Below are 23,903 nucleotides of genomic sequence, written 5' to 3'. Positions count from 1 at the left end.
TGATGAGCCTGAAAGGATCCATGGGCACGGGGCAGCGCGACGTGATCAGCCCCTCCAGGCTGGCTCGACTTGAGGTAGGCGTGCCACCGCCGGATCGTCACTGGGGCGGAAGGGCCGAATCTCCACACCTTGGTAGTAGTGCTGCAAGATCTGCCGAAATTCAGCCCCCTGCTCCGCCAGCGCCCGCGCCCCCCACTGACTCATGCCCACACCGTGGCCGTAGCCACGACCGCGAACTTCCAGCACCGGCTGAGGACGACGACGACGCAGACGCAGCTGCTGCGGGAGGGGAGGAGGGGGCGACAGCTGCTCGGAGATCCCATCACCATCGGGATCCACCAGAAACCCAACCCAGCGGGAAGACAACTGCGAGGGGGGCGTCGAGGGTAAGGGTGCCCCCTCCACCTCCCCAGCAGCCAGCCAGTTGAACTCCACCATCGTGCTCTTCAGCCCCAGGCGCTGCCGCAGTTCGCTGCCACTGATCCGAAGCACCCCCACCGGGCCACGCACCCGTAGCGCCCGCACCCGTCCTGTCGTGCTGCTTTCCAGAACCTCCAGGTGCTCCACGCCACCGGTCTCTCGAAACGCACGGCGGAGCTGGTCTGCATCGAAACGCGTCTCCCAGCGATGCACCGGGCTCTGCTGATCGTGATCGGGAACACTCACCAGATAGGGCAGCTGGGAGCGCCAGACCTCGCCACTGGCTTCGGTGGCACCACCGGAACTGCTGTGAAAAACGGCATTGATCAACTGGCCGGCATGCACCAACACCAGCGAGCGGGTGCTTTGCACCGCCTCCACCGTGCGGGGTGTTTGCGATTCCAACCCTCGATACACCTGGCTGGCCACAGTCGCCTGCACATCAAACAGCCCAGCTCGCCCCCGCTGACGCAGGGCGTAGGTGCGAGCGGCAACAGCCTGCGCCTGCAGGGCTGCCATCGGCCACTCCTGGGGCATTTCACTGCCCACAACACTGGGGAGATAGTCCTCAATCCCCAGGTGATTCACCACCGCAATCCGGCCCTTGTGAACCAAAAGCCGCAAGCTGCCCCCATAGCGCCGCTTCCCCAGCCAGAGACCGCGGGGATCGTCCGTTTCAAGACGGAGCTGGGCGGAGGTGGGAAGCCGTCGTCGCATCGGTCGATCCGCCGGGGCACCGGCTTCCTCCATCACCAGGCTGAGTCCTCCAGAACTGAGCTCGATCTGTAAACGCGTCAGGTCGATGCGGTCCAGATCCGGCCCGGTTAACCGGAAGGGGCGATCAGCATCAGCCCGCAGGGAGATCTGCTCGCTCTCCTGCAGCAACACGCGAATGTCAGGCTCCCTGGCCGCCACCACCGCTTGGTGAGTGCCCCCCAGGAGCAGCAGGCCTGAGGAAAGCCCGAGCGACGACAAGCCAAGGGAGACAAGAGGCTGCAGCCTGACCACAACCAAAGGCATCCAAGGCAGCCCAGTGTGCCGCGCAAGGGCGCAGCCATCCAGGGGGGTGCCAGGTTTAATGAAGGAGACCAGCAGGTTGAGAGCAACAGACCGTGCAGGTCACCTTCCTCGGGACAAGTTCCGGTGTTCCCACCCGGGCCCGCAATGTTTCCGCCGTCGCCCTGCGGCTCCCCCAGCGTTCAGAGCTCTGGCTGTTCGACTGCGGCGAGGGCACGCAGCACCAGTTCCTACGCAGCGACCTGAGGCTGTCACAACTGCGGCGGGTGTTTGTCACCCATATGCATGGGGACCATGTCTTCGGACTGCCAGGACTGCTTGCCAGCCTGGGATTGGCCGGCAGCAGCTCTGGGGTGGATCTCTATGGCCCCGATCCCCTGGAGGCGTATCTGCAAGGAGTGCTGCGCACCAGCTCCACCCGGATCGGATATCCACTCGCGGTGCATCGTGTGAAGGAGGCGGCCGAAGCGGGAACCTTGGTGCTCGAGGATGACGACATCCTGGTTCGAGCGACCCCCCTCAACCACCGGGTACCGGCTTACGCCTATCGGATCGAACAGAAACCCCGCGCCGGTCGATTCGATGTGGATCAAGCCAAGGCATTGAAGATCCCCCCTGGTCCGATCTACGCGGCCCTCAAACGGGGTGAGACCGTCACCCTGGAGGACGGTCGCTGCATCGACGGGCGCACCCTCTGCGGTCCGGATCGCCCCGGAGTGAGCATGGTTTATTGCACCGACACCGTCTTCAGCGAAGCGGCTGTGGAGCTCGCCCGCGGCGCCGACCTGCTCATCCATGAGGCGACCTTCGCCCACAGCGAAGCGGAGATGGCCTTCCAGCGGCAGCACTCCACCAGCACGATGGCCGCCCAAACGGCTGCCGAAGCAGGTGTGAAGCAGCTTGTGCTCACCCATCTGAGCCCCCGTTACGCACCAGGGAATGCCATCACCGCGGATGACCTGCTCGCTGAGGCGCAGGCGATTTTTCCCGAGACCACCCTGGCCAAAGACTTCCTCACCCTCGAGGTGAACCCGACGAATTGAGGGCTCGGCTGCAACAGTTCATGATCAGCTGCGCTCTGAGCCGGGCGGATGGCCTCCCCCCCGTGATACAAGAACCTGGTGCGGTGTACCCGTCAGATCCTGGCGTCCTCCATGGCCTCTCTTTTCAATTCCCTGCGACGGTCCCTGAGCCGGCTGCTGCTCGTGCTGCCCGTGCTGATCGGTCTCGCCTTCAGCTCTCCGGTTCTGGCAGCCCAGTGGGATGCCGAAACGCTCACCGTTCCCGCCGATGCCAACGGCGATCTGGTGACGTTCAGCGAACAGGAGATCAAGTCCGGCCGCAAAGTCTTCAACACCAGCTGCGGCACCTGCCACGCCGGTGGCATTACCAAGACCAACCACAACGTTGGTCTTGATCCCGAGACCCTGGCCCTCGCCACCCCGGCACGCGACAACGTCGACGCCCTGGTGGATTACATGAAGGACCCCACGTCCTACGACGGTGAGTACAGCATCGCTGACGTGCATCCCAGCATGCGCAGCAGCGACCTCTTCGTTCAGATGCGCGACCTGACCGATGAGGACCTGCGCCTGATGGCGGGCTACATCCTGGTGGCCCCGAAAGTGCAAGGGAACCAGTGGGGCGGCGGCAAGATCTACTTCTGATCCGAACGATCACCGGGCATCCAGGAGATGTCGTTGAACCGCCCCCTAGGGGGCGGTTTTTTCATGCTTCTGTCGCCGCTGGAGCCGGGTAGAGATTGGCAGGATCGAGGGAGCGTGGATGGCGGCTGTACCACCACTCCTGAAGCTCGGAACTAAACCGCACGGAGAAGAGGGTCAAGACGGTGGCCGTCGGGCGGGAACCGGGCTGCAAGAGCTCCACGGCATAAGAGGGGCAGCGACGGGCCGCAAGATCGGGCACAAAGCGGCGGCCGACCCGACGCCAGCTGGGCTCCTTGCTGCGCCAGACGAGGCGACAGCAGGGCCAGGGAAGCTCTTCACGGTCAAACAAACGGCAGCAGGGGCCAATGACCCGGAAGCTGTATTGCCCCCCCGGGCTCGTGTGCACCGTGCCGTGCTCAAGCAGCTCTGTCATCCAACGACCGGGGCTTTGAAAACGCTGACACGCTGCCAGCAAAAAGCCACCCCTTGGGGTGGCTGATGGACAGTCGTTCGGAAGGCGAACGATCGCAGGGTCGAACTCAGTAGAGCTCTTCCTCGGCGTGGGTCTTGATGGTGCAGTCGGAGGTGGGGTAGGCCACGCAGGTCAGCACGAAACCGGCTTCGATCTGATCGTCGTCCAGGAAGCTCTGGTCGGACTGATCCACGGTGCCAGCGGTGATCTTGCCTGCGCAGGTGGAGCAAGCGCCTGCACGGCAGGAATAGGGGAGATCGATGCCCTGCTCTTCAGCGGCGTCGAGGATGTACTGATCGTCGGGCACCTCGATGGTCTTGTTCAGACCTTCGCTCTCGCTGATCAGAGTGACCTTGTAGGAAGCCATGGATGGTTGGAGTGTGCAAGATCCGAAAAGATCGAATCCGCAGGACCGCACTTATCTACATCGGCTTGGGCCAATGACAGGCGCTTCCTTGAAGCATTTCCGCCAAGGCCAATCAAACGGCGACCAACAGATAAGGCTGGCTTATTAGGCAGCGCGTCGACGGATCTCAAGCAACCCCCAGCGCCCCTGGGCCGTCTGAGCGGTCACCTGCCAGCCCAGATCGTCCAGCACCGCCGTCAACCGTGCCGCCTGATCCACCAGAAGGCCACTCAGCAGCGCTCGACCTTGCGGACGCAGAACGGACTGAAAACGGGGAGCCAGGGCTTCGATCACAGGCGCCAGGATGTTGCAAAGCAGCAAGTCAGCTGGCTGCCCCTCCAGCAGCTGCTCAAGGGTTTCCACCGACCCCTGACGGACCTCCAGCCGTTCAGCCAGCGCTCCGCTCAGGCTGGCGTTATCGCTGGTGGCCCTGACGGCCAGGCTGTCCGTGTCCACCGCCAACACCGCCTCAGCGCCCAAGCCCAGGGCTGCGAGCCCCAGGATGCCGCTGCCACAACCGAGATCCGCCACCCTCAAACCCAGGGGGGGCTGCTCCTCCAGCGCTTCGAGGCAGAGTCTGGTGGTGGGATGACTGCCCGTCCCAAAAGCACTCCCTGGGTCCATCCGCAGCACGAGGCGATCGGCGTGCTCCGGGGGCACCTCAAGCCAAGCAGGCAGGATCAGCAAGCCACGGCCCACAGGATCGGGCTCCCAGTGCTGCTTCCAGGTGAGACTCCAGTCCTCATCGTCGAGCTCAATCCAACTCGGCTGAGGGAGGGCAAGGCCGAAGGTGGAAGCCAGAGGCTCCAGGGCAGCGATGAGTGCAGCGCGCTCGTCCAGGGGCCATTCCGGCGCCGGCAGCCAAAGCTGAAGGGTGCGCCGATCGGGGGTTTCCGGCGCATGTTCCACAGACAGACGATGCAGACCGAGACTGTCGAGCTTCCAGAGGAGTGACTCCTCCAGTTCAGGCGCCAGTGGCAACGAAAGTCGCCACCAGCGCAAAGGAGCGGAGCCTGTCATGGGTTGATTGCGCTTAGAGCGTCACGGGATGGGCTTCCTGAATGCCATTGATGGCATGAATGGTGGCCAGAAGGCTGGGAGGGATCGGATCATCGATGCTGAGCACCATCACCGCATCACCGCGCACGATCCGGCGCCCCACTTGCATGGAAGCGATATTCACGTTGTGCTCGCCGAGCAGGGATCCGAGATGGCCAATGATTCCAGGCATATCCCGATGCCTGGTGAAGAGCATGTGACGGCTCGGAGGCACATTGACCGGGAATTCATCAATGCTGGTGACCCTCAGATCACCGTCGGCAAACACGGCACCGGTCACGCTGTGGCCACCCTGCCCGCCTCGGGTGGTGAGCTGAAGGGATCCACCGGCAAAATCGCGGCTGGCATCGTCCTTCACCTCCAGAACGTGAATGCCCCGGCTCTTGGCCTCCAGCGCCGCATTCACATAGTTGATGCGATCGCCGAGGGCACTCGAGAGAAGCCCCTTCAAAGCGGCAACCACGAGAGGCTGAGAAGGATGCTCAGCGAACTCACCTTGAAGCCGCACCTCCAGCTCCTGAACCTGCCCTCCTGAGAGCTGGCTGACCAGCAGGCCCAGCGTTTCCGCCAACTGCAAATGGGGCTTAAGCCGCTCCATGATTTCGGCACTCAGACCGGGAATGTTCACGGCGCTGCGAGCCGGGAGCCCCAGCAGCACATCACGGATCTGCTCCGCCACATCGATCGCCACGTTTTCCTGGGCCTCCTCGGTGGATGCCCCCAGGTGAGGCGTCAGCACCAGCCCTCGCTCCACAGACCGGAGAGGGGAGTCAGCGGCGAGAGGCTCGCTGGCAAAGACATCCAAACCGGCTCCGGCAATCACTCCGTTGTCGATCGCTTCGGCCAGGGCCGACTCATCCACGATGCCGCCACGAGCGCAGTTCACGATGCGAGCGGTGGACTTCATGCTGCGTAGCAGCTCGGCGTTGACGAGGTTCTCAGTGTCCGGAGTCCGGGGGATATGCAGGGTGATGTAGTCCGCGCTGCGAAACAGCTCATCCAGCTGGGTGAGGCGCACCTGCATCTGCTGGGCGCGGTCGGCGGAGATGAACGGGTCGTAAGCGATCACATCCATCCCCATCGCCTTGGCCACGCGGGCCACATGGGAGCCGATCTTGCCCAGACCGACAACACCGAGCGTTTTTTTGTAGAGCTCGTTGCCAACGTATTTCTTGCGGTCCCAAGCGCCATGGCGCATCGAGGCATGGGCCTGGGGTACGTGGCGAGACAGGGAAAGCAGCAGGGCCAGAGCGTGCTCCGCTGCGGCAATGGTGTTGCCCTCCGGCGAGTTCACCACCAGCACCCCTCGCTGGGTGGCGGCCGGCACATCGACGTTGTCAACACCAACGCCGGCACGGCCAATGATGCGTAGACGATCGGCGGCCGCGATCACATCCGCGGTCACCTGGGTGCCTGAGCGGATCATCAGGGCGTCGTAGTCACCAATAATCGCCTTGAGTTCTTCAGCGCTAAGCCCGGTGCGCTGATCAACCTGGGCCACCTGACCAAGGATGTCGATCCCTGCCTGATCAATGGGATCGGAAACCAGAACTTTCGTCATCAACCGGCAGGAGAGAGCCGTGGGCCACTGTAGAGAGCGACCCGCGATGCCCTTGTTGCCCAGCGGACCGCTGCACGGCTTCGCCCAGGAGCATCACGCCGAAGCAGCGGTTTCGTCCAACCCTCCGCACAGACTTTCGTCAGCAGCCCGGGACACAGCGCCTCCAGCGAAACCTGAAGAAAACATTTAAGATTGTTGGGACAGGTTGGTGGTCGCCATGTTTCCTCGCCTTGCTCAGCAATATCGATCGGTGGTCAAGGACCTGGTGATGAGCCTCCAGGCTCTGGCCACCAGCCTCAAGAAGCGTGGAGTCACGGCCACCTGCTACGTCTGTGATGACGGTCGGGATGACCATGGGGCCTCGTTTGTGGCCCAACTGGGAGACCAGCACATGGTGCGTTTTCTGGTCTCTGATTTCGGGATTAGTTGGGTGGAATCCCGCAATGGTCGCGAACTAGTGAAACTCGAAGGCGCTGAGGCCATCCAGGAGCTCCAGAGGGTGACACAGTTCCTGCAGCAGCCGACTGAGGAGTCCGTTCGCGAGACGGTCAAGACAGCCCAGCGATGAGCAGACGGGGGGAGCCGACGCTCCCCCGCTGATCGATCAAGCTGCCGAGCTGTCGTCCGTCGCGGAGGCCTTAGGAGCAGCCGAAGCACTCCTGGCTGCAGCAGCAAGAGGGCGCATCGAGTTGGCCGTCACCTCAGATCCCTCCGTAAGCTTCTGACGGACAAGCACCTCAATGGCATCCTTCGCCTCAGGGTTCTGCTCAAGCCAGGTGATGGTGTTGTCACGCCCCTGACCTATGTTGTCGCCCTCGTAGCTGTACCAAGCACCCTTACGGGTCACCACGCCGGTCTCTTCGGCCAGATCGAGCAAGCAGCCCAGGGTGCTGATGCCGCGGCCAAACAGGATGTCGAACTCGGCGATGCGGAATGGAGGAGCGACCTTGTTCTTCGCCACCTTGACCTTGGCCCGGATGCCGTACTCCTCGGTGCCGCGCTTGAGCGTTTGGATACGACGAATATCCAAACGCACCGAGGCATAGAACTTCAGAGCATTACCACCGGTGGTGGTTTCAGGGTTCCCGTAGGTGACACCGATCTTGAGGCGCAACTGGTTGAGGAAAATCACCGTGCAACCGGACTTGCCGATGTTGCCGGTGATCTTGCGCATCGCCTGGCTCATCAGCCTGGCCTGACTGCCGACAGCCAGATCACCCATCTCCCCTTCGATCTCCGCCCGAGGCGTCAGGGCGGCGACGGAGTCGACGACGACGATATCGACGGCGGCGGAGCGGACGAGCTGATCGACGATCTCTAGGGCCATCTCACCGGTATCCGGCTGAGAGACCAGCAGATTCTCGATATCAACGCCCAGAGACGCTGCATAGACCGGATCCAGAGCGTGCTCCGCATCCACAAAAGCCGCCACACCGCCGCGGCGCTGCACCTCGGCAATCGCATGGAGGGTCAGCGTGGTCTTACCCGAGCTTTCCGGCCCGTAGACCTCGACCACCCGTCCTTTCGGATAGCCACCACCAAGGGCGAGATCGAGGGTGAGTGCGCCGGTGGGGATCGTTTCGACCCGCATCCGGGAGGCATCTCCCAGACGCATGATCGAACCCTTGCCGAAATTTCGCTCAATTTGGCCAAGCACCAGATTGAGGGCTTTGTCTCTCTCTCCGGGGCGAGAGTCGGGACCGGGGGTCGGGGAGGATTTCACGTCGACTGGCATGGATGGAAACGGTAAGGGGCTGACGGGCGCTGACGACCACGGGCCGGGACAGCACAGAAAGCGCTGCGACCGGGACGACCGACGCCGGACAGACCATTCAGTGCCCTGCTAAACGCCATCTGTCCCATGTAGTACAGATGTACGTTAACGAATCAGGGCCAGCTCGCCAAGGGGGACGCAAACAGCTCCGGCTCAAGCCAATGCACTCCATCCGGCAACCCATGGCGATCCTGGGGCTTCAGGTATCCCCAGCTGACCAGGTAGCAGGGAAGATCGTCCAGCCCGGGGGTGCGATGCACAGCTTCGAGGGTGGCGCGGCGATCCTCGATGAACCCTCGCAGTCGGCGAACGGCACGCAGCTGGAGCAGCACCTCCGGCTTACTGCCATCTTCATGGCCATGCAGCAAAGCAGGCTGGAGATCGAGAGCGTCAAGGAGCTCTGCGGCAAAGGCACGGCCCTTGGTCGTGAGCACTGACCAAGCGACCCCCTCCGACTGAAAACGGCGAAGTCGGTCAACCACACCAGGGAACGGGCGATGCAACGCCAACCAGGAGGTCCTGTCCTTGGCGACAGCCTCCCGTCGCACCTGCTCCAGCGCCTGCTGAAGCACAGCGGGCTGCCAGCCTCGGGCCTCGAGCGACCGCTCGGTTCTACGGAGATAGTCAGCAGTGTCCTGGGGGGCACCGAGGAGCCGCAAGGGACTCTCCGCATCCATCAGCTCAGCGGCGAGGAGGACCATCTCCCAACCGTGATGAACCCAGGGACGACTGGAGCGAAACAGGGCGGGCAACTCAACAGGGAGCGCTGCTTCAGCGGCGGGGCCGATCAGACGAATGGAGGCTTGCCTGGCCGCCCACCAGTACTCCTCCATGCCATCGATGATCACGCCATCGAAATCGAAGACCAACAACGGAGAGTTGGACACGATCGAACCGGAAAAACTGGGCCGCTAGGATTCGAACCTAGGAATGGCGGGACCAAAACCCGCTGCCTTACCACTTGGCGACGGCCCATTGACTCCGAATCAGTGGCTACCCGCGGCAGCTCTGAACGGCGTTTGAATAGTTACCCACAGCGGAGTGACCTTCGTCAATCCATTCCTTCCGCAAAAGCACGCTGAGGGGACCGTCATCAGGGCGGAAACACCCGCAGTCGCTGTTGATCCGCCTGGCCGAACACATCGCTACGGAGGCGGTAACGAGCGATGAGATCGGCCTGCATGCGCCGAACTTCCTCGTTACGAGGCAAGAGTTCCACCGGACGCCCCTGGGGCACAACCACCTGCTCGACCGCCAGGCGACACTCCTCCAATGCGGCGAACGCATCCGCCTGATCATCAGGCAAGGCGGGGGCTTCATGAGCAAGCCGGCGCGAGAGCAACCGCTCGAGGGCCCGCTCCACCTGAGGCAGGGTGTCGGCCTTGATCACCAGAATCGGCACCCGCGCCTCCCGGGCCTGGCGGCGCAGGTCTGGTTGACGGCCCAGCCCTTGCCGAACACTGAGAACCACATCAGCCGCAGATAGATCGTCCACAAGCCGCACGGGCCAGCGATGGCGACGACTGGCCTCCTCCACCAGTCGGGGGGTGAGACCACAGCAGATCACCTGAAGAACATCCGGCGTCGAGGCAGCTTTGTGGGCTGCTTCGTGGGCTGCTTCGTGGGCTGCGTCTGAGGCTGGTTCCGAACCCAGTGCGGGCTGCCGTTGGTCCGAGACGTGACTGGGATCAGGCATCGGCACCATGGCGAGCCGTGGCGGCTCCCGAAGGTCCCGAGGTGGCCGAAGCCGCACCGCAAGGCCGGTGCCCTTGTCAGGCAATGGATCGCATCGGCGAACGGATCCATCAGAAGAGAGCTCCCGCTCTTCTGGCCGAGGGGTCTGCCCCCGCAGCAGGAGATCCACCGTGCGACCGACATCGGCATGCACCGCCCAGCGATGCCGGCTATGCATCTCAACGGCCAGGGGAAAGGTGGGCTCGGCCGCCCGCTCCAACACCGTTTTCTGACTGCGGCGCCGACGCGCTTCCTCGTCTCCAAGGGTGACCGATTCAATGCCGCCCACCAGATCACAGAGGGTCGGATTTTTAATCAGGTTCGCCAGGGCATTGCCGTGGGCGGTCGCCACCAGCATCACCCCCCGTTCCGCAATGGTGCGGGCCGCCTGCGCTTCCAGTTCAGTGCCGATCTCATCGATCACGATGACCTCGGGCATGTGGTTCTCCACGGCTTCGATCATCACCTGGTGCTGAAGCTCAGGACGGGCCACCTGCATGCGTCGGGCCCGGCCGATCGCAGGATGTGGGATGTCGCCATCGCCGGCGATCTCGTTGCTGGTGTCGATGACCACCACCCGCTTCTCCAGCTCATCGGCCAGCACCCTGGCGATCTCCCGAAGGGCCGTGGTCTTGCCCACACCAGGACGCCCCATCAGCAGGAGGGACTGACCGCTGTCGAGCAGATCCCGCACCATCGCCACGGTGCCAAAGACAGCGCGACCAACCCTGCAGGTGAGCCCCACCACGTCGCCGCGACGGTTTCGGATCGCACTGATGCGGTGCAGGGTGCGTTCAATCCCAGCCCTGTTGTCAGCACCGAACTGACCAAGCCGCTCCACCGTCGCCTGTAGATCGTCCCTGAGCAGACAACGCTCCCCAAGGGGCAGTGAGCGGCCCGGATATCGCGCTTCGGGCACCCGACCCAGATCGAGCACCACCTCAAGCAACTGCTCGCGCGAGGACTCCGTCTGCAGAGCAACCTGCACCTCAGCCGGCAACAGAGCCAGCAAGCGATCAAGATCGTCAGTGATCCGCTCGGTGCTCATGCGCCTCGGCCCACCACCATTCACCCAGCCATGAAGGCCTTCTAGCAGGCTTCCGGACCAGTGTGACGCTGCAACCAGGGTCGAATCAGCGCGCGGGCGCTAGCCAGTGCTCGTGACCAACCCTCAGGCCAGTCCCGCAAGTTCCGCCCTCGCTGCTGCGCCTCCTGGAGCCATGGCTGCACCAGGGTGCGGGCTTTCCCTCCGAAAGCCACCCCAGCCGGTGCTGAGTCAACCCCCTCAGGCAGCTGGGTGATTGTGGCCTCATTGGTGCCACCGGCCAGCTGCAGCGGGCCGGGGGGAGCGAACGGGAGCAACTGCTGCCACAGCTTCACAGCGGCTCGGGCCGTGCCGCTGCCCACATCCCCCGACATGGGTCGACCATCCAGTTGCCATAGAGGGCGTTGGCCGCAGGCACGCAGAACGGCGTGGCGCATCCAAAGCTCCCGTGCCAGATCGTCGACCGTGAGGCCATGGCCTTCCAGCCCACAGCTGACAGCCAAGCGTTTGAAGGGCACCTCCGCCTGCATCACAGGCGCCAGAGTGGCCTGAAAGGCAGCGATCCGACCAGGGGCCGTGTGGATCTCAAGGGCATCGGGCCGCAGCTCCCGAAGCAGGGCGGCCAGGTCGTCGCGGCCGATGATCGAATCGCGGCTCGTGATCAGGGCTAGAGGACAGGCGGGCAGACAGCGACCACAGCCATAACAGCGGTCAGGGAGAACCCCCACAAACTGATCAATCGCCAGTGCTGGGCAAACCCGCTCGCAAGGCCGCGTGCAATCGGGAGGGCAGCGCCCCGGATCAAATTCGGCCTTACGGAAATGAGCATCGCTGCCATCGCTGACGCTCACCATCAGCCATGGGCGACTGCCGATCTGATCCTCAGCCCAGGCCAAACCCTCCCGTGCAGCGAGCACGACGGCAGGATCAGCAGCCACATCCACGCAATGCACACCGGCAACGGCGTAGAGCGCACACAGATCAGCGATCGAAGGCAAATCCGTGTTGCTGGCCCCGCAGATGAGCTTGACCCAGCGTCCCTGCGCCAGGGCTCGCTCACCGGCATCGCCGCCCCCAGCAGCGATGGTCATGGGGTGGCTCAGGCCCCCAGCAAACGGGTCATGGGCTGCCAACGCAAAGCTCGGGCACCACCCATCTCCACCACCACCTTCAAGCGCGGCTCCCGTCGACAGAGCGCGCAGAGGGAAAGCAGCTCGGAGCGAGACAGGACCTGACCTTCAAGCAACCAGAGCACCACAGGCTGATCGCCCAGCATGCGCTCACCGAGCAGAGGCATGACCTCCTGCACCTCACCGACAGCGGCACCGCGCCCAACGCTCTGATGACCGAGGTGCGGCGGACGGACGCCATGCTTTTGGAAGAGGAAGACCTCCGGATCACCCAGGCCACGCGCCGTTGTGATGTGGGTGCGATAGCCAGCTGCCCGCAAACGACGCAACAAACGCGTCTCGGCACCACCTTCAAGAGGAGCATGGACAGCCATGCAGCCCTCAGCCTCGAGCTCGCGGCGGAATCCCCGTCCAGAGAGCAGCAGCGGCATGAACCCAGAACAGCTTTGGGGAGTCTGGCAGCAGGAGGAGGCTTGAGGGGACGGGGAACCGTCGTGGTGTAAGTTTTTTGTTTGCTCCGTGTTTCTGTGCCCGTCCGCTAGCCGGGCCTCCAGTTCACAGAGCAGGTCCGGCGATTGCGCCGGATCCCCAGGCCAGTGCAACCCCTGCCTTCGGGCACGTTGCCGGGAAACTGACCGGTCACTTCCGGACAAGTCCCAGCCAGCTGATTCGCTCGCTAGCCCCATTCCGAATCACGTCCCCTCAGGCGACGCGTTCCCGGCCATGACTGCGTTACTTCGATCAGCGCCCCCAGGCCCCCTTCCTTCTCGGATGGAGGTTGTCCACGCTGGCGTTTCTACCCCCCATGTCCATCGGCATCCTTGGGAAGAAGCTGGGTATGTCCCAGCTCTTCGACGAGCAAGGCAGAGCCGTCCCGGTCACCCTGATCGAGGCGGGCCCTTGCCGCATCACCCAACTCAAAACAAATGACACGGATGGCTATGCCGCCGTGCAGATCGGTTTTGGCGAAACCCGCGAAAAACTGATCAACAAGCCCGCTAAGGGTCACCTCGCCAAATCCGGCGAGGATCCGCTGCGCCACCTGAGCGAGTACCGCGTCGATGACGTGGCCGGACTCGAGCTCGGTGGTGCCATCACCGTTGGTGATTTCGAAGCGGGCCAAAAGGTGGACGTGAGCGGCGACACCATGGGTCGCGGTTTCGCCGGTTATCAGAAGCGCCACGGGTTCAGCCGCGGTCCGATGACCCACGGTTCCAAGAACCACCGCGAACCGGGTTCGACCGGCGCCGGCACGACACCGGGCCGCATCTACCCCGGCAAGCGCATGGCCGGCCGCTATGGCGGCAAAAAAATCACCACCCGTGGGCTCACGATTCTGAAGATCGACAGCGAGCGCAATCTGCTGGTGGTGAAGGGTTCCGTCCCGGGCAAGCCGGGCTCCCTGCTCAACATCCGGCCCGCCAAGCGTGTGGGTGACAAGCCCGCCAACGGAGGTAAGTGATGGCCAACTGTGTTGTTCGTGACTGGCAGGGCAAGGAAGCCGGCAAGGCAAGCCTTGACCTGAAGGTGGCCAAGGAGACCACCGCCCTAGACCTGATGCACCGTGCCGTCCTGCGTCAGCAGGCCCACAGCCGTCAGGGCACCGCCAGCACCCTCACCCGGGCGGAAGTCCGCGGTGGCGGTCGCAAGCCCTACAAGCAAAAAGGCACCGGCCGAGCCCGCCAGGGTTCGATCCGTACGCCTCTGCGTCCAGGTGGCGGCATCGTCTTCGGACCGAAGCCCCGCAGCTACAACCTTGCGATGAACCGCAAGGAGCGTCGCCTGGCCTTGCGCACCGCGCTGATGGCCCGCATCGAAGACCTCACGGTGGTGAAGGATTTCGGCAGCTCTCTGGAAGCACCGAAAACCCGTGAGATTACCGATGCGCTCGGTCGCCTCGGCATTGCCGATGGAGCCAAGGTGCTGATCATCCTTTCCAGCCCCTCTGAGGTGGTGCGCCGCTCGGTGCGCAACCTGGAGAAGGTGAAGCTGATCGCCGCCGATCAACTCAACGTCTTCGATCTTCTCAACGCCAACTCCCTGGTGATGGGCGAGGACGCACTCGCAACGATTCAGGAGGTCTACGGCGATGACTGAGCGCTTCACCGGACGTCTGGCCGATGTGATCCGCCGCCCGCTGATCACCGAAAAGGCCACCCGCGCACTGGAACTCAACCAGTACACCTTTGAGGTGGATCACCGCGCAGCCAAGCCCGACATCAAGGCTGCCGTTGAGCAGCTCTTCGATGTCAAGGTCACGGGCATCAGCACCATGAACCCGCCGCGGCGCAGCCGTCGCGTCGGTCGCTTCGCCGGCAAGCGTGCCCAGGTGAAGAAGGCCGTGGTGCGCCTGGCCGAGGGCAACTCCATCCAACTCTTCCCTGAGTCCTGAGGGGTCTGAAACGTCATGGCAATTCGTACTTTCCGCCCCTACACCCCCGGTACCCGCACCCGGGTGGTCACCGACTTCAGTGAGGTCACCGGCCGCAAGCCGGAACGTTCCCTTGTGGTGGCCAAGCACCGTCGCAAGGGACGCAACAACCGCGGTGTGATCACCTGCCGCCATCGCGGTGGTGGCCACAAGCGTCTGTATCGCGTTGTGGATTTCCGCCGCAACAAGCACGGCGTGCCCGCCAAGGTGGCCGCCATCCATTACGACCCCCACCGCAATGCGCGGCTGGCCCTGCTCTTCTATGCCGATGGTGAGAAGCGCTACATCCTGGCTCCGGCCGGTGTGACGGTCGGCCAGACCGTGGTCTCGGGACCTGAGGCACCGATCGAGGACGGCAACGCAATGCCGCTCTCGGCCATTCCCCTGGGCTCCAGTGTTCACTGCGTCGAGCTCTATGCCGGTCGTGGTGGCCAGATGGTGAGAACCGCTGGTGCCAGTGCCCAGGTGATGGCCAAAGAAGGCGACTATGTCGCCCTCAAACTGCCCTCCACCGAGGTGCGCCTGGTCCGACGTGAGTGCTACGCCACCCTCGGCGAAGTGGGCAACTCCGAGATCCGCAACACCAGCCTGGGCAAGGCAGGTCGCCGTCGCTGGCTGGGACGTCGTCCTCAGGTCCGCGGCAGTGTCATGAACCCCTGCGACCACCCCCACGGTGGTGGTGAGGGTCGGGCACCGATCGGCCGCTCCGGTCCTGTCACCCCTTGGGGTAAGCCGGCCCTGGGTCTCAAGACCCGCAAGCGGAACAAGCCGAGTAACAAGTTCGTCCTCCGCAAGCGTCGTAAGACGTCCAAGCGGAGCCGTGGCGGACGCGACTCCTGATGTTGTTCACCGATCTGTCGTTCGCCTAATCCGCCATGGGACGTTCACTTAAAAAAGGCCCTTTCATTGCTGACAGCCTGCTGCGCAAGGTTGAAAAGCAAAACGCCGCCGACGACAAGTCGGTGATCAAGACGTGGTCTCGGGCCTCCACCATCCTGCCGATGATGATCGGCCACACCATTGCCGTTCACAACGGCAAGACCCACGTGCCGGTCTTTGTGACCGAGCAGATGGTGGGTCACAAGCTGGGCGAATTCGCCCCCACCCGCACCTTCAAGGGCCACATCAAAGACAAGAAAGGAGGCCGCTGAGACCATGACCACGTCATCCCCAACGGCCACCACCGCCCGGGCACACGGTCGCTTCATCCGCGGCTCTGTGTCCAAGGTGCGCCGTGTCCTCGACCAGATCCGCGGCCGCAGTTATCGCGACGCGCTGATCATGCTCGAGTTCATGCCCTATCGCTCCACCGGCCCGATCACCAAGGTGCTTCGGTCGGCTGTGGCCAATGCCGAGCACAACCTGGGCCTTGATCCCTCCTCCCTGGTGATCTCCCAGGCCAGTGCCGACATGGGCCCTGCCATGAAGCGGTATCGGCCCCGCGCCCAAGGTCGCGCCTACGCGATCAAGAAGCAGACCTGCCACATCAGCATTGCTGTGGCAGCTCAGACCGACTCCTGACCCCCGAGCACACCGACTGATGGGACACAAAATCCATCCAACCGGCTTACGCCTGGGGATCACCCAGGAGCACCGGTCCCGCTGGTACGCCTCCAGCAAGAGCTATCCGACTCTTCTCCAAGAAGACGATCGGATCCGCAAGTTCATCCACAAGAAATACGGCGCTGCCGGCATCAGCGATGTGCTGATCGCTCGAAAGGCCGACCAGCTTGAGGTTGAACTCAAGACAGCACGCCCCGGCGTGCTGGTCGGCCGCCAGGGCAGCGGCATTGAAGAGCTGCGTAGTGGCATTCAAAAGACCGTCGGAGATCTGAGCCGTCAGGTACGGATCAACGTGGTTGAAGTCGAGCGTGTCGACGCTGATGCCTTCCTGCTGGCCGAGTACATCGCCCAGCAACTCGAGAAGCGCGTGGCGTTCCGACGCACCATCCGCATGGCCGTGCAACGGGCCCAGCGGGCTGGTGTGCTCGGCCTGAAGATCCAGGTGAGCGGCCGCCTCAATGGCGCCGAGATCGCCCGAACCGAATGGACGCGTGAAGGACGTGTGCCCCTGCACACCCTCCGCGCCGACATCGATTACGCCACCAAAGTGGCCAGCACCACCTACGGGGTGCTGGGCATCAAGGTGTGGGTGTTCAAAGGCGAAGTGCTGGGCGACGAGGCCCGGCAGCAACTGCCTGTGGGGGCAACCCCACGGCGTCGGGCCGGTCGCAGGCCCCAACAGTTCGAAGACCGCTCTAACGAGGGTTGAACAGGAGGCCTGAACCATGCTGAGTCCAAAACGCGTCAAATTCCGTAAGCAGCAGCGCGGCCGCATGCGCGGCATCGCCACCCGAGGCAACACCATTGCCTTTGGTCAGTTCGCGCTGCAGGCACAGGAGTGTGGCTGGATCACCTCGCGCCAGATCGAGGCCAGCCGTCGTGCCATGACCCGTCACGTCAAACGTGGCGGCAAGATCTGGATCCGGATCTTCCCCGACAAACCGATCACGATGCGCCCCGCTGAAACCCGTATGGGTTCCGGTAAGGGCAACCCAGAATTCTGGGTGGCCGTGATCAAGCCGGGGCGGGTGCTCTTCGAGATGGGCGGTGCCGAAATCACCCCCGAGATCGCACGGGAGGCCATGCGCCTGGCGCAGTACAAGCTGCCCGTGAAAACCAAGTTCATCTCCCTGGACGACCAGGAGAAAGCCGCCGCTGGCAGCGATGCCAAGGCAGCGTCCACCGCAACCGTGGAGGCCTGACCATGGCACGCCCCAATGCTTCCGAGCTGCGCCAGCTCACCGACGCAGACATCAACGAGCAGATCGACGGCCTTCGCCGCGAACTGTTTGATCTGCGCTTTCAGCAAGCCACCCGGCAGCTGAGCAATACGCACCGCTTCAAGCAAAGCCGCATCAAGCTGGCCCAGCTGCTGACGGTGCAAGCGGAGCGTCAGCGCTCCGCCGCTTCCTGACCCCCTAAGGAGAACCAGACATGGCAACCAAGGAAAGGGTCGGCACCGTCGTCAGCGACAAGATGGACAAAACGGTGGTGGTTGCGGTGGAGAACCGCTTCCCTCATCCCATCTACCAGAAGACGGTCAGCCGCACCACTCGCTACAAAGCCCACGACGAGGACAACAGCTGCCGCGTCGGCGACCGGGTTCGGATCACCGAAACCCGCCCACTGAGCCGTCACAAACGCTGGGCAGTCGCCGAAGTGCTCAGCCACAGCGCCAAGGCTGAGGAGGCCGCGAAATGATTCAGCAGGAAACCTATTTGACCGTCGCTGATAACAGCGGCGCCAAGCGCATCCAGTGCATCCGCGTGCTGGGCAGCAACCGTCGCTACGCCCATGTCGGTGATGTGATCGTGGCCGCTGTCAAAGACGCCATGCCCAACATGGGCGTGAAGAAGTCCGATGTGGTCAAGGCTGTGGTGGTCCGCACCAGGCACACCCTCCGTCGCGACACGGGTAACTCGATCCGCTTCGACGACAACGCGGCCGTGATCATCAACGCGGACAACAATCCGCGGGGCACTCGCGTCTTCGGACCGGTTGCCCGGGAATTGCGCGAGCGCAACTTCACCAAAATCGTCTCCCTTGCTCCGGAGGTGATCTGAGATGGCAACCGCAACTCCCAAAACCAGCACGAGCGAGCGCATCAAGATGCGTCTGCGCAAAGGTGACACCGTTCAGGTGATCACCGGCAAAGACAAGGGCAAGACCGGTGAGGTGCTGCGCACCCTGCCAAACGAGAACCGCGTGATCGTGCAGGGCATCAATCAGCGCACCCGCCACGTCAAGCCCACCCAGGAAGGTGAAAGCGGTCGGATCGTCACGGAAGAGGCCTCACTGCATGCCTCCAACGTGATGCTCTACTCCACCGAAAAGAAGGTCGCCAGCCGCGTTGAAGTGGTGATCGAAAAAGACGGCACCAAGAAGCGCCGCCTCAAGAAAACCGGCGAAGTGATCGATTGATCACCCGGCCCGTCTTCTGACCAAGTCCAGAAGTCCTCATCCCCCAGCCATGTCACTCAAACAGCGCTACAGGGAGACCATTCAGCCCAAATTGCTGAAAGACCTGAGTCTCTCCAACATCCACGAAGTCCCCAAGGTGGTGAAAGTCACCGTCAACCGGGGTCTCGGCGAAGCCGCCCAGAACGCGAAGTCCCTTGAGGCCTCCGTGACGGAACTGGCGCAGATCACCGGCCAGAAGGTTGTGGTGACCCGTGCCAAGAAGGCCATCGCCGGCTTCAAGATCCGTCAGGGCATGCCAATCGGCTGTGCCGTCACCCTTCGTGGAGACCGCATGTATGCCTTCCTGGAGCGCCTGATCAATCTGGCTCTGCCCCGCATCCGCGATTTCCGCGGTGTGAGCCCCAAGAGCTTTGACGGCCGTGGCAACTACACCCTGGGGGTGAGGGAACAGATCATCTTCCCTGAGATCTCCTTCGACAAGATCGACGCCATCAGGGGCATGGACATCACCATCGTGACCACTGCCCGCACGGATGAAGAGGGCCGGGCCCTCCTCCGCGAGATGGGAATGCCATTCCGCAGCAACTGAGCCCCCCTCGGAAACCACTATGGCCAACCACGACCCTATTTCCGACATGCTCACCCGCATCCGCAATGCGAGTGAGAAACGTCATCAGACCACCAAAGTTCCCGCCTCTCGGATGTCCCGCAGCATCGCCAAGGTGCTGCAGCAGGAAGGCTTCATCGCTGAAATCAGCGAAGAAGGCGAAGGCGTGCAGGCGCACCTTGTGCTCGAACTCAAGTACAGCGGCAAGCACCGTCAGCCCACCATTCGCTCCATGCAGCGTGTAAGCAAGCCGGGCCTGCGCATCTACAAGAACACCCGTGGCCTCCCCAAAGTGTTGGGCGGTCTTGGAGTGGCGATCATCTCCACATCCAAGGGTGTAATGAGCGACCGCGATGCCCGCAAGCAGGGCGTCGGTGGTGAAGTGCTCTGCTACGTCTATTGATCCGGAGCCAGAACCATGTCTCGTATCGGTAAATCCCCCATCCCCATCCCCGACAAGGTGAGCGTGAGCCTCGATGGTCTCGCGGTCACCGTGAAGGGCCCGAAGGGCGAACTGAAGCGCACCCTCCCTGAGGGTGTGACCATTAGCCAGGTGGAGAACACTCTGGTGGTGGCTCCCAGCAGCGACAAGCGCCGCTCCCGTGAGCGTCACGGTCTCTGCCGCACCCTGGTGGCCAACATGGTCGAAGGTGTCAGCACCGGATTCAGCAAGAAGCTGGAAATCGTCGGTGTGGGCAACCGAGCCCAGGTGAAAGGCAAGAACCTTGTCGTAAGTGCCGGTTACAGCCACCCCGTTGAGATGATTCCTCCCGACGGAATCACCTTTGCGGTGGAGAACAACACCAACGTCACCGTCTCCGGAACCGACAAGGAATTGGTGGGCAATGAAGCCGCCAAGATCCGCGCCATCCGCCCACCTGAGCCCTACAAGGGCAAGGGCATCAAATATGCGGGCGAGCGCATCCTGCGCAAGGCCGGCAAGTCGGGCAAGAAGTAACCCCCTGCCAGACCCCCTTCCGCATTTCCCACCATGTCGACTCTTTCCCGCAAACAACAGACCCAGAAGCGCCACCGGCGCCTGCGTCGCCAAATCAGCGGCTCCGCCGAGCGTCCCCGGCTGGCAATTTTCCGCTCCAACAACCACATTTACGCCCAGGTCATCGACGACGAGGCCCAGAGCACCCTTTGCTCAGCCTCTACCGTCGACAAGGACCTGCGCACCAGTCTCAAAGCCAACGCTGGAAGCTGCGATGCCTCCGTCGCCGTTGGCGAACTGGTGGCCAAACGCGCCCTCGCCAAGGGGATCCAACAGGTGGTCTTCGATCGCGGCGGCAACCTGTACCACGGACGGGTGAAAGCCCTTGCCGATGCCGCCCGGGAAGCGGGCCTGCAATTCTGACCCTGCTCTCACCATGACCGAACCCAACACCCAGACCAACCCCAACGACATCCCGGCAGCATCCGATGTACCTGCAGCCGCCGAAGGGCAGCAGGAGCAGCGCCGGGGCCGTGGCGACCGCGACCGCGGTGATCGCCGTGGTGGTGGACGCCGTGGCGACCGCCGCAACCAGGAGCGTGACTCCGAATGGCAGGAGCGCGTGGTGCAAATCCGCCGCGTGTCCAAGACCGTCAAGGGCGGTAAGAAAATGAGCTTCCGAGCCATCGTCGTTGTCGGCAACGAGAAAGGTCAGGTCGGCGTGGGTGTCGGCAAGGCCGGCGATGTGATCGGTGCTGTTCGCAAGGGCGTGGCCGATGGCAAGAAGCATCTGGTGAAGGTGCCTCTGACCCGCCACAACTCCATTCCCACCCTGTCCAATGGTCGCGATGGCGCCGCCAGCGTGCTGATCCGCCCCGCCGCTCCTGGTACGGGTGTGATCGCGGGCGGTTCGATCCGCACCGTGCTGGAACTGGCCGGCATCAAGAACGTGCTTGCCAAGCGCCTGGGCAGCAAGACTCCCCTCAACAATGCGCGGGCTGCCATGGTGGCCCTCGAGGCTCTCCGCACCCACAAGGAGACCGCCAAGGAACGGGGGATCTCCCTCGAGCAGATCTACTCCTGATTCCCCATGACTCTCCGACTCGACAATCTCAAGGCCAACGCCGGCGCCCGACGCCGCAAACTGCGCAAGGGTCGCGGCATCGCCGCCGGCCAGGGCGCCAGCTGCGGCTTCGGCATGCGCGGCCAGAAGTCACGTTCCGGCCGACCCACCCGCCCCGGCTTCGAGGGTGGCCAGATGCCCCTTTACCGCCGGGTACCGAAGCTCAAGCACTTCCCACTGGTGAACCCAAAGTTCTTCACTGTGGTGAACGTGTCTGCCCTCAATGAGCTCAAGGCCGGCAGCACCGTCAACCTCGACTCCCTAGTCAAGGAAGGGGTTGTGACCAGCCCCAAGCATCCGCTCAAGATCCTTGGCAATGGTGAGCTGAAGGTGAAACTCACCGTTCAGGCTGCGGCCTTCACCGCCTCCGCCCGCACCAAGATTGAAGCCGCTGGCGGCAGCTGCGAACTGCTCGACTGAATCCTCACGGATCCGCCAGTGCAGATCTAAGGTCTGAGCCGTCCGCAGTCCCCTGGTCTGCGGACGGCTTTTTGGCATCAAGCCCTTTCATTTCCATTCATCCATGCTCGTCAGTCGGGGTCGCAATCCCAGCGCCGGAGAGGTGATCACCCAGCTGGTGCAGAACAAAGAGTTGCGCGGTCGAGTGCTCACCACCCTCGGTCTGTTGATGCTCGTGCGCCTTGGGATTTACATCCCCATGCCCGGCATCGACCGGGTGGCCTTCCAGGACTTCCTGAAGCAAGGCGGCCAACTGATCGGCTTCCTCGACATCTTCACCGGAGGAGGCATCTCCACCCTGGGCGTCTTCGCCCTAGGGATCCTGCCTTTTATCAATGCCTCGATCATCCTTCAGTTGCTGACAGCGGCGCTGCCGCAACTCGAGGACCTTCAGAAGAATGAGGGCGAGGCCGGGCGACGCAAAATCGCCCAGATCACCCGCTATGTGGCTCTGGGCTGGGGACTGCTGCAGAGCATCGTCTTCGCGATGATCCTGCGCCAGTACGCAGTGGAAGGTCTCAGCGAGACGGTGTTCGTGGCTCAAACCGCGCTAGCACTGGTCACGGGATCGATGGTGGTGATGTGGATCAGTGAGGTCATCACCGAACGGGGCATCGGTCAGGGCGCCTCGCTTGTGATTTTCCTGAACATCGTGGCCACCCTGCCGCAGGCGCTCGGGGCCACGATCGAAAAGGCTCAGACCGGAGACCGCAATGATGTCCTGGGCATCATTGTTCTGGTGCTGGTGTTCCTGGTCACGATCGTGGGCATCATTTTCGTGCAGGAGGGCGCCCGACGACTGCCGATTGTGAGCGCCAAGCGCCAGGTGGGCGGCACCGCCCTTTTGCCCAGTCGTCAGAGCTATTTGCCTCTGAAGCTCAATGCCGGTGGCGTGATGCCCATCATCTTTGCCTCGGCACTGATCTTCTTGCCGATCACCATCGCCAATTTCACCAAGAATCCGCTGCTGATCCGCGCCTCCAGCGCCCTCAGCCCTGGCGCACCGAATCCCTGGCCCTATGCCCTGCTCTTCTTCGCATTGATCCTGGGATTTGCCTATTTCTACGCTTCGCTCACCGTGAATCCGAGCGATATCGCCTCCAATCTCAAAAAGGGTGGCGTGGCGATTCCAGGGGTGCGACCAGGCAGTGCCACGGCGACCTATCTCTCTGGGGTGCAAAACCGACTCACCTTGCTGGGGGGCCTCTTCCTTGGTGCGGTGGCGATCATCCCTTCCGCGGTGGAGCGAGCCACAGGAGTCACGACCTTCCAGGGCCTGGGTGCCACCTCGCTCCTGATTCTGGTCGGCGTGGCGATTGACACCGCCAAGCAAGTTCAGACCTACGTGATCTCCCAGCGCTACGAAGGACTTGTGCGGCAATAGGCACGTTTTCGATACGCAAAAAACACGCAATGAGCACGGCAACGTGCTTTTGCCTGACATACCCCCGATTCCCTGATCCTCCTCTTCCCACGACTACAGCCATGAAGAACCGCCTCCTCTTCCTCGGCCCCCCGGGCGCCGGCAAGGGAACCCAGGCCGCACGCCTCTCCGCAAGCCACGGCATGAAGCACCTCTCCACCGGAGATCTGCTCCGTTCCGAAGTAGCCGCCGGCAGCGACCTGGGCAAGGAAGCCGAAGCGGTCATGAACACCGGAGAACTGGTCAGCGACACCCTGGTGCTCGCCATCGTCAAGGCCCAGCTCGGCAGCCTTGATGGCGGGGGCTGGCTGCTTGACGGTTTTCCTCGCACCGTTGTTCAGGCCGAGGCCCTGGCACCACTGCTCGACAGCCTCAAGCAACCCCTCGAAGCCGTAGTGCTTCTGGAGCTCGATGACGCGGTGCTCATTGAACGAATGCTCGCCCGCGGCCGCGCTGACGACACTGAAGACGTGATCCGCCACAGACTCGAGGTCTATCGCGAGAAGACCGCTCCATTGATTGATTACTACCGCCAGCAGGGCTTACTGCTCTCGGTCGAGGCCCAGGGCAGCGTCGAGGCGATCACCGAGCGGATCGAACAAGCGCTTCAAGGGTCTTGATAGACCCGCTGTGATAGGTTAGCTGTTTGGAATT

33 protein-coding genes and 1 tRNA gene are annotated in these 23,903 nt (G+C 63.0%); 23 read left to right on the top strand and 11 right to left on the bottom strand.

All coding sequences use genetic code 11. From position 1 onward, the window contains the following. Nucleotides 1-45: 45 nt before the first annotated feature. Nucleotides 46-1,440 carry a SpoIID/LytB domain-containing protein gene (locus tag CWE16_RS07175; protein WP_131594244.1) on the bottom strand — a complete coding sequence of 465 codons (1,395 nt, stop codon included), beginning with the start codon at nucleotides 1,438-1,440 and terminating at the stop codon, nucleotides 46-48. Nucleotides 1,441-1,532: 92 nt separating this feature from the next. Here CWE16_RS07175 and CWE16_RS07170 point away from each other — a divergent pair, with 92 nt between their 5' ends. Together CWE16_RS07170 and psbV are read left to right on the top strand one after the other, a co-directional pair. Continuing rightward, nucleotides 1,533-2,480 (top strand): ribonuclease Z, encoded by a 948-nt coding sequence (locus tag CWE16_RS07170; RefSeq protein WP_131594242.1) that lies wholly within the window; start codon nucleotides 1,533-1,535, stop codon nucleotides 2,478-2,480. Nucleotides 2,481-2,591: 111 nt separating this feature from the next. Beyond that, on the top strand, nucleotides 2,592-3,104 hold the full coding sequence (gene psbV, locus CWE16_RS07165) for a photosystem II cytochrome c-550 (RefSeq protein ID WP_221625470.1): 513 nt from the start codon (nucleotides 2,592-2,594) through the stop codon (nucleotides 3,102-3,104). A gap of 61 nt (nucleotides 3,105-3,165) precedes the next feature. On the opposite strand, the gene CWE16_RS07160 is transcribed toward psbV, so the two are convergent. The 4 genes from CWE16_RS07160 to serA all read right to left on the bottom strand — a co-directional run bounded on the left by CWE16_RS07160 (nucleotide 3,166) and on the right by serA (nucleotide 6,602). Next, entirely contained in the window at nucleotides 3,166-3,537 is a 372-nt protein-coding gene (locus tag CWE16_RS07160) for a hypothetical protein (protein ID WP_131454702.1), read from the bottom strand. A gap of 106 nt (nucleotides 3,538-3,643) precedes the next feature. Further along, nucleotides 3,644-3,943 carry a ferredoxin gene (locus CWE16_RS07155; protein WP_131454703.1) on the bottom strand — a complete coding sequence of 100 codons (300 nt, stop codon included), beginning with the start codon at nucleotides 3,941-3,943 and terminating at the stop codon, nucleotides 3,644-3,646. 144 nt (nucleotides 3,944-4,087) lie between these two features. After that, nucleotides 4,088-5,002, bottom strand: a complete 915-nt coding sequence (prmA, locus tag CWE16_RS07150; protein WP_131594240.1) for a 50S ribosomal protein L11 methyltransferase — start codon at nucleotides 5,000-5,002, stop codon at nucleotides 4,088-4,090. A gap of 13 nt (nucleotides 5,003-5,015) precedes the next feature. Further along, nucleotides 5,016-6,602: a phosphoglycerate dehydrogenase gene (gene serA / locus CWE16_RS07145; protein ID WP_131594238.1), complete on the bottom strand. Its 1,587-nt coding sequence runs from the start codon at nucleotides 6,600-6,602 to the stop codon at nucleotides 5,016-5,018. Between the two features lie 217 nt (nucleotides 6,603-6,819). Between serA and CWE16_RS07140 the strand changes: the two genes are divergently transcribed. Beyond that, entirely contained in the window at nucleotides 6,820-7,170 is a 351-nt protein-coding gene (locus CWE16_RS07140) for a DUF1815 family protein (protein WP_131594236.1), read from the top strand. Between the two features lie 36 nt (nucleotides 7,171-7,206). Here the strand turns inward: CWE16_RS07140 and recA are convergent, their stop codons facing one another. The 6 genes from recA to CWE16_RS07110 form a co-directional block, all read right to left on the bottom strand. After that, complete coding sequence (recA, locus tag CWE16_RS07135; protein ID WP_131454707.1) at nucleotides 7,207-8,337, bottom strand: recombinase RecA; 1,131 nt, start codon at nucleotides 8,335-8,337, stop codon at nucleotides 7,207-7,209. Between the two features lie 152 nt (nucleotides 8,338-8,489). Next, on the bottom strand, nucleotides 8,490-9,263 hold the full coding sequence (locus tag CWE16_RS07130; RefSeq protein WP_131594234.1) for an HAD family hydrolase: 774 nt from the start codon (nucleotides 9,261-9,263) through the stop codon (nucleotides 8,490-8,492). Between the two features lie 16 nt (nucleotides 9,264-9,279). Next, nucleotides 9,280-9,351 (bottom strand) — tRNA-Gln (locus CWE16_RS07125). Between the two features lie 118 nt (nucleotides 9,352-9,469). Continuing rightward, on the bottom strand, nucleotides 9,470-11,158 hold the full coding sequence (locus tag CWE16_RS07120; protein ID WP_131594232.1) for an AAA family ATPase: 1,689 nt from the start codon (nucleotides 11,156-11,158) through the stop codon (nucleotides 9,470-9,472). Nucleotides 11,159-11,199: 41 nt separating this feature from the next. After that, the gene (locus CWE16_RS07115) at nucleotides 11,200-12,246 is read right to left on the bottom strand and encodes a Light dependent period protein LdpA domain-containing protein (protein WP_131594230.1); all 1,047 of its coding nucleotides are present in this window, start codon (nucleotides 12,244-12,246) and stop codon (nucleotides 11,200-11,202) included. Nucleotides 12,247-12,254: 8 nt separating this feature from the next. Further along, nucleotides 12,255-12,716, bottom strand: coding sequence for an NAD(P)H-quinone oxidoreductase subunit N (locus tag CWE16_RS07110; RefSeq protein WP_131454711.1), 462 nt, complete (start codon nucleotides 12,714-12,716; stop codon nucleotides 12,255-12,257). Between the two features lie 374 nt (nucleotides 12,717-13,090). On the opposite strand from CWE16_RS07110, the gene rplC reads away from it, so the two are divergent. The 20 genes from rplC (at nucleotide 13,091) to CWE16_RS07010 (ending at nucleotide 23,869) form a co-directional block, all read left to right on the top strand. Further along, a complete protein-coding gene (gene rplC, locus CWE16_RS07105) occupies nucleotides 13,091-13,747 on the top strand; it encodes a 50S ribosomal protein L3 (protein ID WP_131594228.1) in 657 nt (218 codons plus the stop codon). Continuing rightward, the gene (rplD, locus tag CWE16_RS07100; protein ID WP_131454713.1) at nucleotides 13,747-14,382 is read left to right on the top strand and encodes a 50S ribosomal protein L4; all 636 of its coding nucleotides are present in this window, start codon (nucleotides 13,747-13,749) and stop codon (nucleotides 14,380-14,382) included. Before rplC ends, rplD begins: the two co-directional genes overlap by 1 nt. Further along, nucleotides 14,375-14,677, top strand: a complete 303-nt coding sequence (locus CWE16_RS07095; protein ID WP_131454714.1) for a 50S ribosomal protein L23 — start codon at nucleotides 14,375-14,377, stop codon at nucleotides 14,675-14,677. Before rplD ends, CWE16_RS07095 begins: the two co-directional genes overlap by 8 nt. Before the next feature lie 15 nt (nucleotides 14,678-14,692). Next, the gene (rplB, locus tag CWE16_RS07090; protein WP_131454715.1) at nucleotides 14,693-15,556 is read left to right on the top strand and encodes a 50S ribosomal protein L2; all 864 of its coding nucleotides are present in this window, start codon (nucleotides 14,693-14,695) and stop codon (nucleotides 15,554-15,556) included. Nucleotides 15,557-15,591: 35 nt separating this feature from the next. Then, a complete protein-coding gene (rpsS, locus tag CWE16_RS07085; protein ID WP_006042208.1) occupies nucleotides 15,592-15,867 on the top strand; it encodes a 30S ribosomal protein S19 in 276 nt (91 codons plus the stop codon). Between the two features lie 4 nt (nucleotides 15,868-15,871). Then, complete coding sequence (gene rplV / locus CWE16_RS07080) at nucleotides 15,872-16,237, top strand: 50S ribosomal protein L22 (RefSeq protein WP_131454716.1); 366 nt, start codon at nucleotides 15,872-15,874, stop codon at nucleotides 16,235-16,237. Nucleotides 16,238-16,256: 19 nt separating this feature from the next. Then, nucleotides 16,257-16,988, top strand: coding sequence for a 30S ribosomal protein S3 (gene rpsC / locus CWE16_RS07075; protein WP_131454717.1), 732 nt, complete (start codon nucleotides 16,257-16,259; stop codon nucleotides 16,986-16,988). Between the two features lie 16 nt (nucleotides 16,989-17,004). Beyond that, nucleotides 17,005-17,481 (top strand): 50S ribosomal protein L16, encoded by a 477-nt coding sequence (rplP, locus tag CWE16_RS07070; RefSeq protein WP_131454718.1) that lies wholly within the window; start codon nucleotides 17,005-17,007, stop codon nucleotides 17,479-17,481. 2 nt (nucleotides 17,482-17,483) lie between these two features. After that, nucleotides 17,484-17,693, top strand: coding sequence for a 50S ribosomal protein L29 (rpmC, locus tag CWE16_RS07065; protein ID WP_131454719.1), 210 nt, complete (start codon nucleotides 17,484-17,486; stop codon nucleotides 17,691-17,693). Nucleotides 17,694-17,713: 20 nt separating this feature from the next. Next, a complete protein-coding gene (gene rpsQ / locus CWE16_RS07060) occupies nucleotides 17,714-17,980 on the top strand; it encodes a 30S ribosomal protein S17 (protein WP_131454720.1) in 267 nt (88 codons plus the stop codon). After that, nucleotides 17,977-18,342 (top strand): 50S ribosomal protein L14, encoded by a 366-nt coding sequence (rplN, locus tag CWE16_RS07055; RefSeq protein ID WP_131454721.1) that lies wholly within the window; start codon nucleotides 17,977-17,979, stop codon nucleotides 18,340-18,342. Before rpsQ ends, rplN begins: the two co-directional genes overlap by 4 nt. A 1-nt stretch (nucleotide 18,343) precedes the next feature. Then, nucleotides 18,344-18,700, top strand: coding sequence for a 50S ribosomal protein L24 (rplX, locus tag CWE16_RS07050; protein ID WP_131594226.1), 357 nt, complete (start codon nucleotides 18,344-18,346; stop codon nucleotides 18,698-18,700). 49 nt (nucleotides 18,701-18,749) lie between these two features. Further along, complete coding sequence (gene rplE / locus CWE16_RS07045) at nucleotides 18,750-19,289, top strand: 50S ribosomal protein L5 (protein ID WP_131454723.1); 540 nt, start codon at nucleotides 18,750-18,752, stop codon at nucleotides 19,287-19,289. A gap of 19 nt (nucleotides 19,290-19,308) precedes the next feature. Next, nucleotides 19,309-19,710, top strand: a complete 402-nt coding sequence (rpsH, locus tag CWE16_RS07040; RefSeq protein WP_131594224.1) for a 30S ribosomal protein S8 — start codon at nucleotides 19,309-19,311, stop codon at nucleotides 19,708-19,710. A 15-nt stretch (nucleotides 19,711-19,725) separates the two neighbouring features. Further along, entirely contained in the window at nucleotides 19,726-20,265 is a 540-nt protein-coding gene (gene rplF / locus CWE16_RS07035) for a 50S ribosomal protein L6 (protein WP_131594222.1), read from the top strand. Between the two features lie 33 nt (nucleotides 20,266-20,298). Continuing rightward, entirely contained in the window at nucleotides 20,299-20,667 is a 369-nt protein-coding gene (gene rplR / locus CWE16_RS07030; protein ID WP_131454726.1) for a 50S ribosomal protein L18, read from the top strand. Between the two features lie 13 nt (nucleotides 20,668-20,680). After that, nucleotides 20,681-21,328 (top strand): 30S ribosomal protein S5, encoded by a 648-nt coding sequence (gene rpsE, locus CWE16_RS07025; RefSeq protein ID WP_131454727.1) that lies wholly within the window; start codon nucleotides 20,681-20,683, stop codon nucleotides 21,326-21,328. Nucleotides 21,329-21,334: 6 nt separating this feature from the next. Then, nucleotides 21,335-21,787: a 50S ribosomal protein L15 gene (gene rplO / locus CWE16_RS07020; RefSeq protein WP_131454728.1), complete on the top strand. Its 453-nt coding sequence runs from the start codon at nucleotides 21,335-21,337 to the stop codon at nucleotides 21,785-21,787. A 103-nt stretch (nucleotides 21,788-21,890) separates the two neighbouring features. Further along, nucleotides 21,891-23,210 (top strand): preprotein translocase subunit SecY, encoded by a 1,320-nt coding sequence (gene secY, locus CWE16_RS07015; RefSeq protein WP_131594221.1) that lies wholly within the window; start codon nucleotides 21,891-21,893, stop codon nucleotides 23,208-23,210. A gap of 101 nt (nucleotides 23,211-23,311) precedes the next feature. Further along, nucleotides 23,312-23,869: an adenylate kinase gene (locus CWE16_RS07010; protein WP_131594219.1), complete on the top strand. Its 558-nt coding sequence runs from the start codon at nucleotides 23,312-23,314 to the stop codon at nucleotides 23,867-23,869. Nucleotides 23,870-23,903: the final 34 nt, after the last annotated feature.

The sequence above is a fragment of the Synechococcus sp. BS55D genome, from assembly GCF_004332415.1.
GTDB lineage: Bacteria > Cyanobacteriota > Cyanobacteriia > PCC-6307 > Cyanobiaceae > Synechococcus_C.
This window is presented reverse-complemented; position numbering and strand designations above follow the sequence as displayed.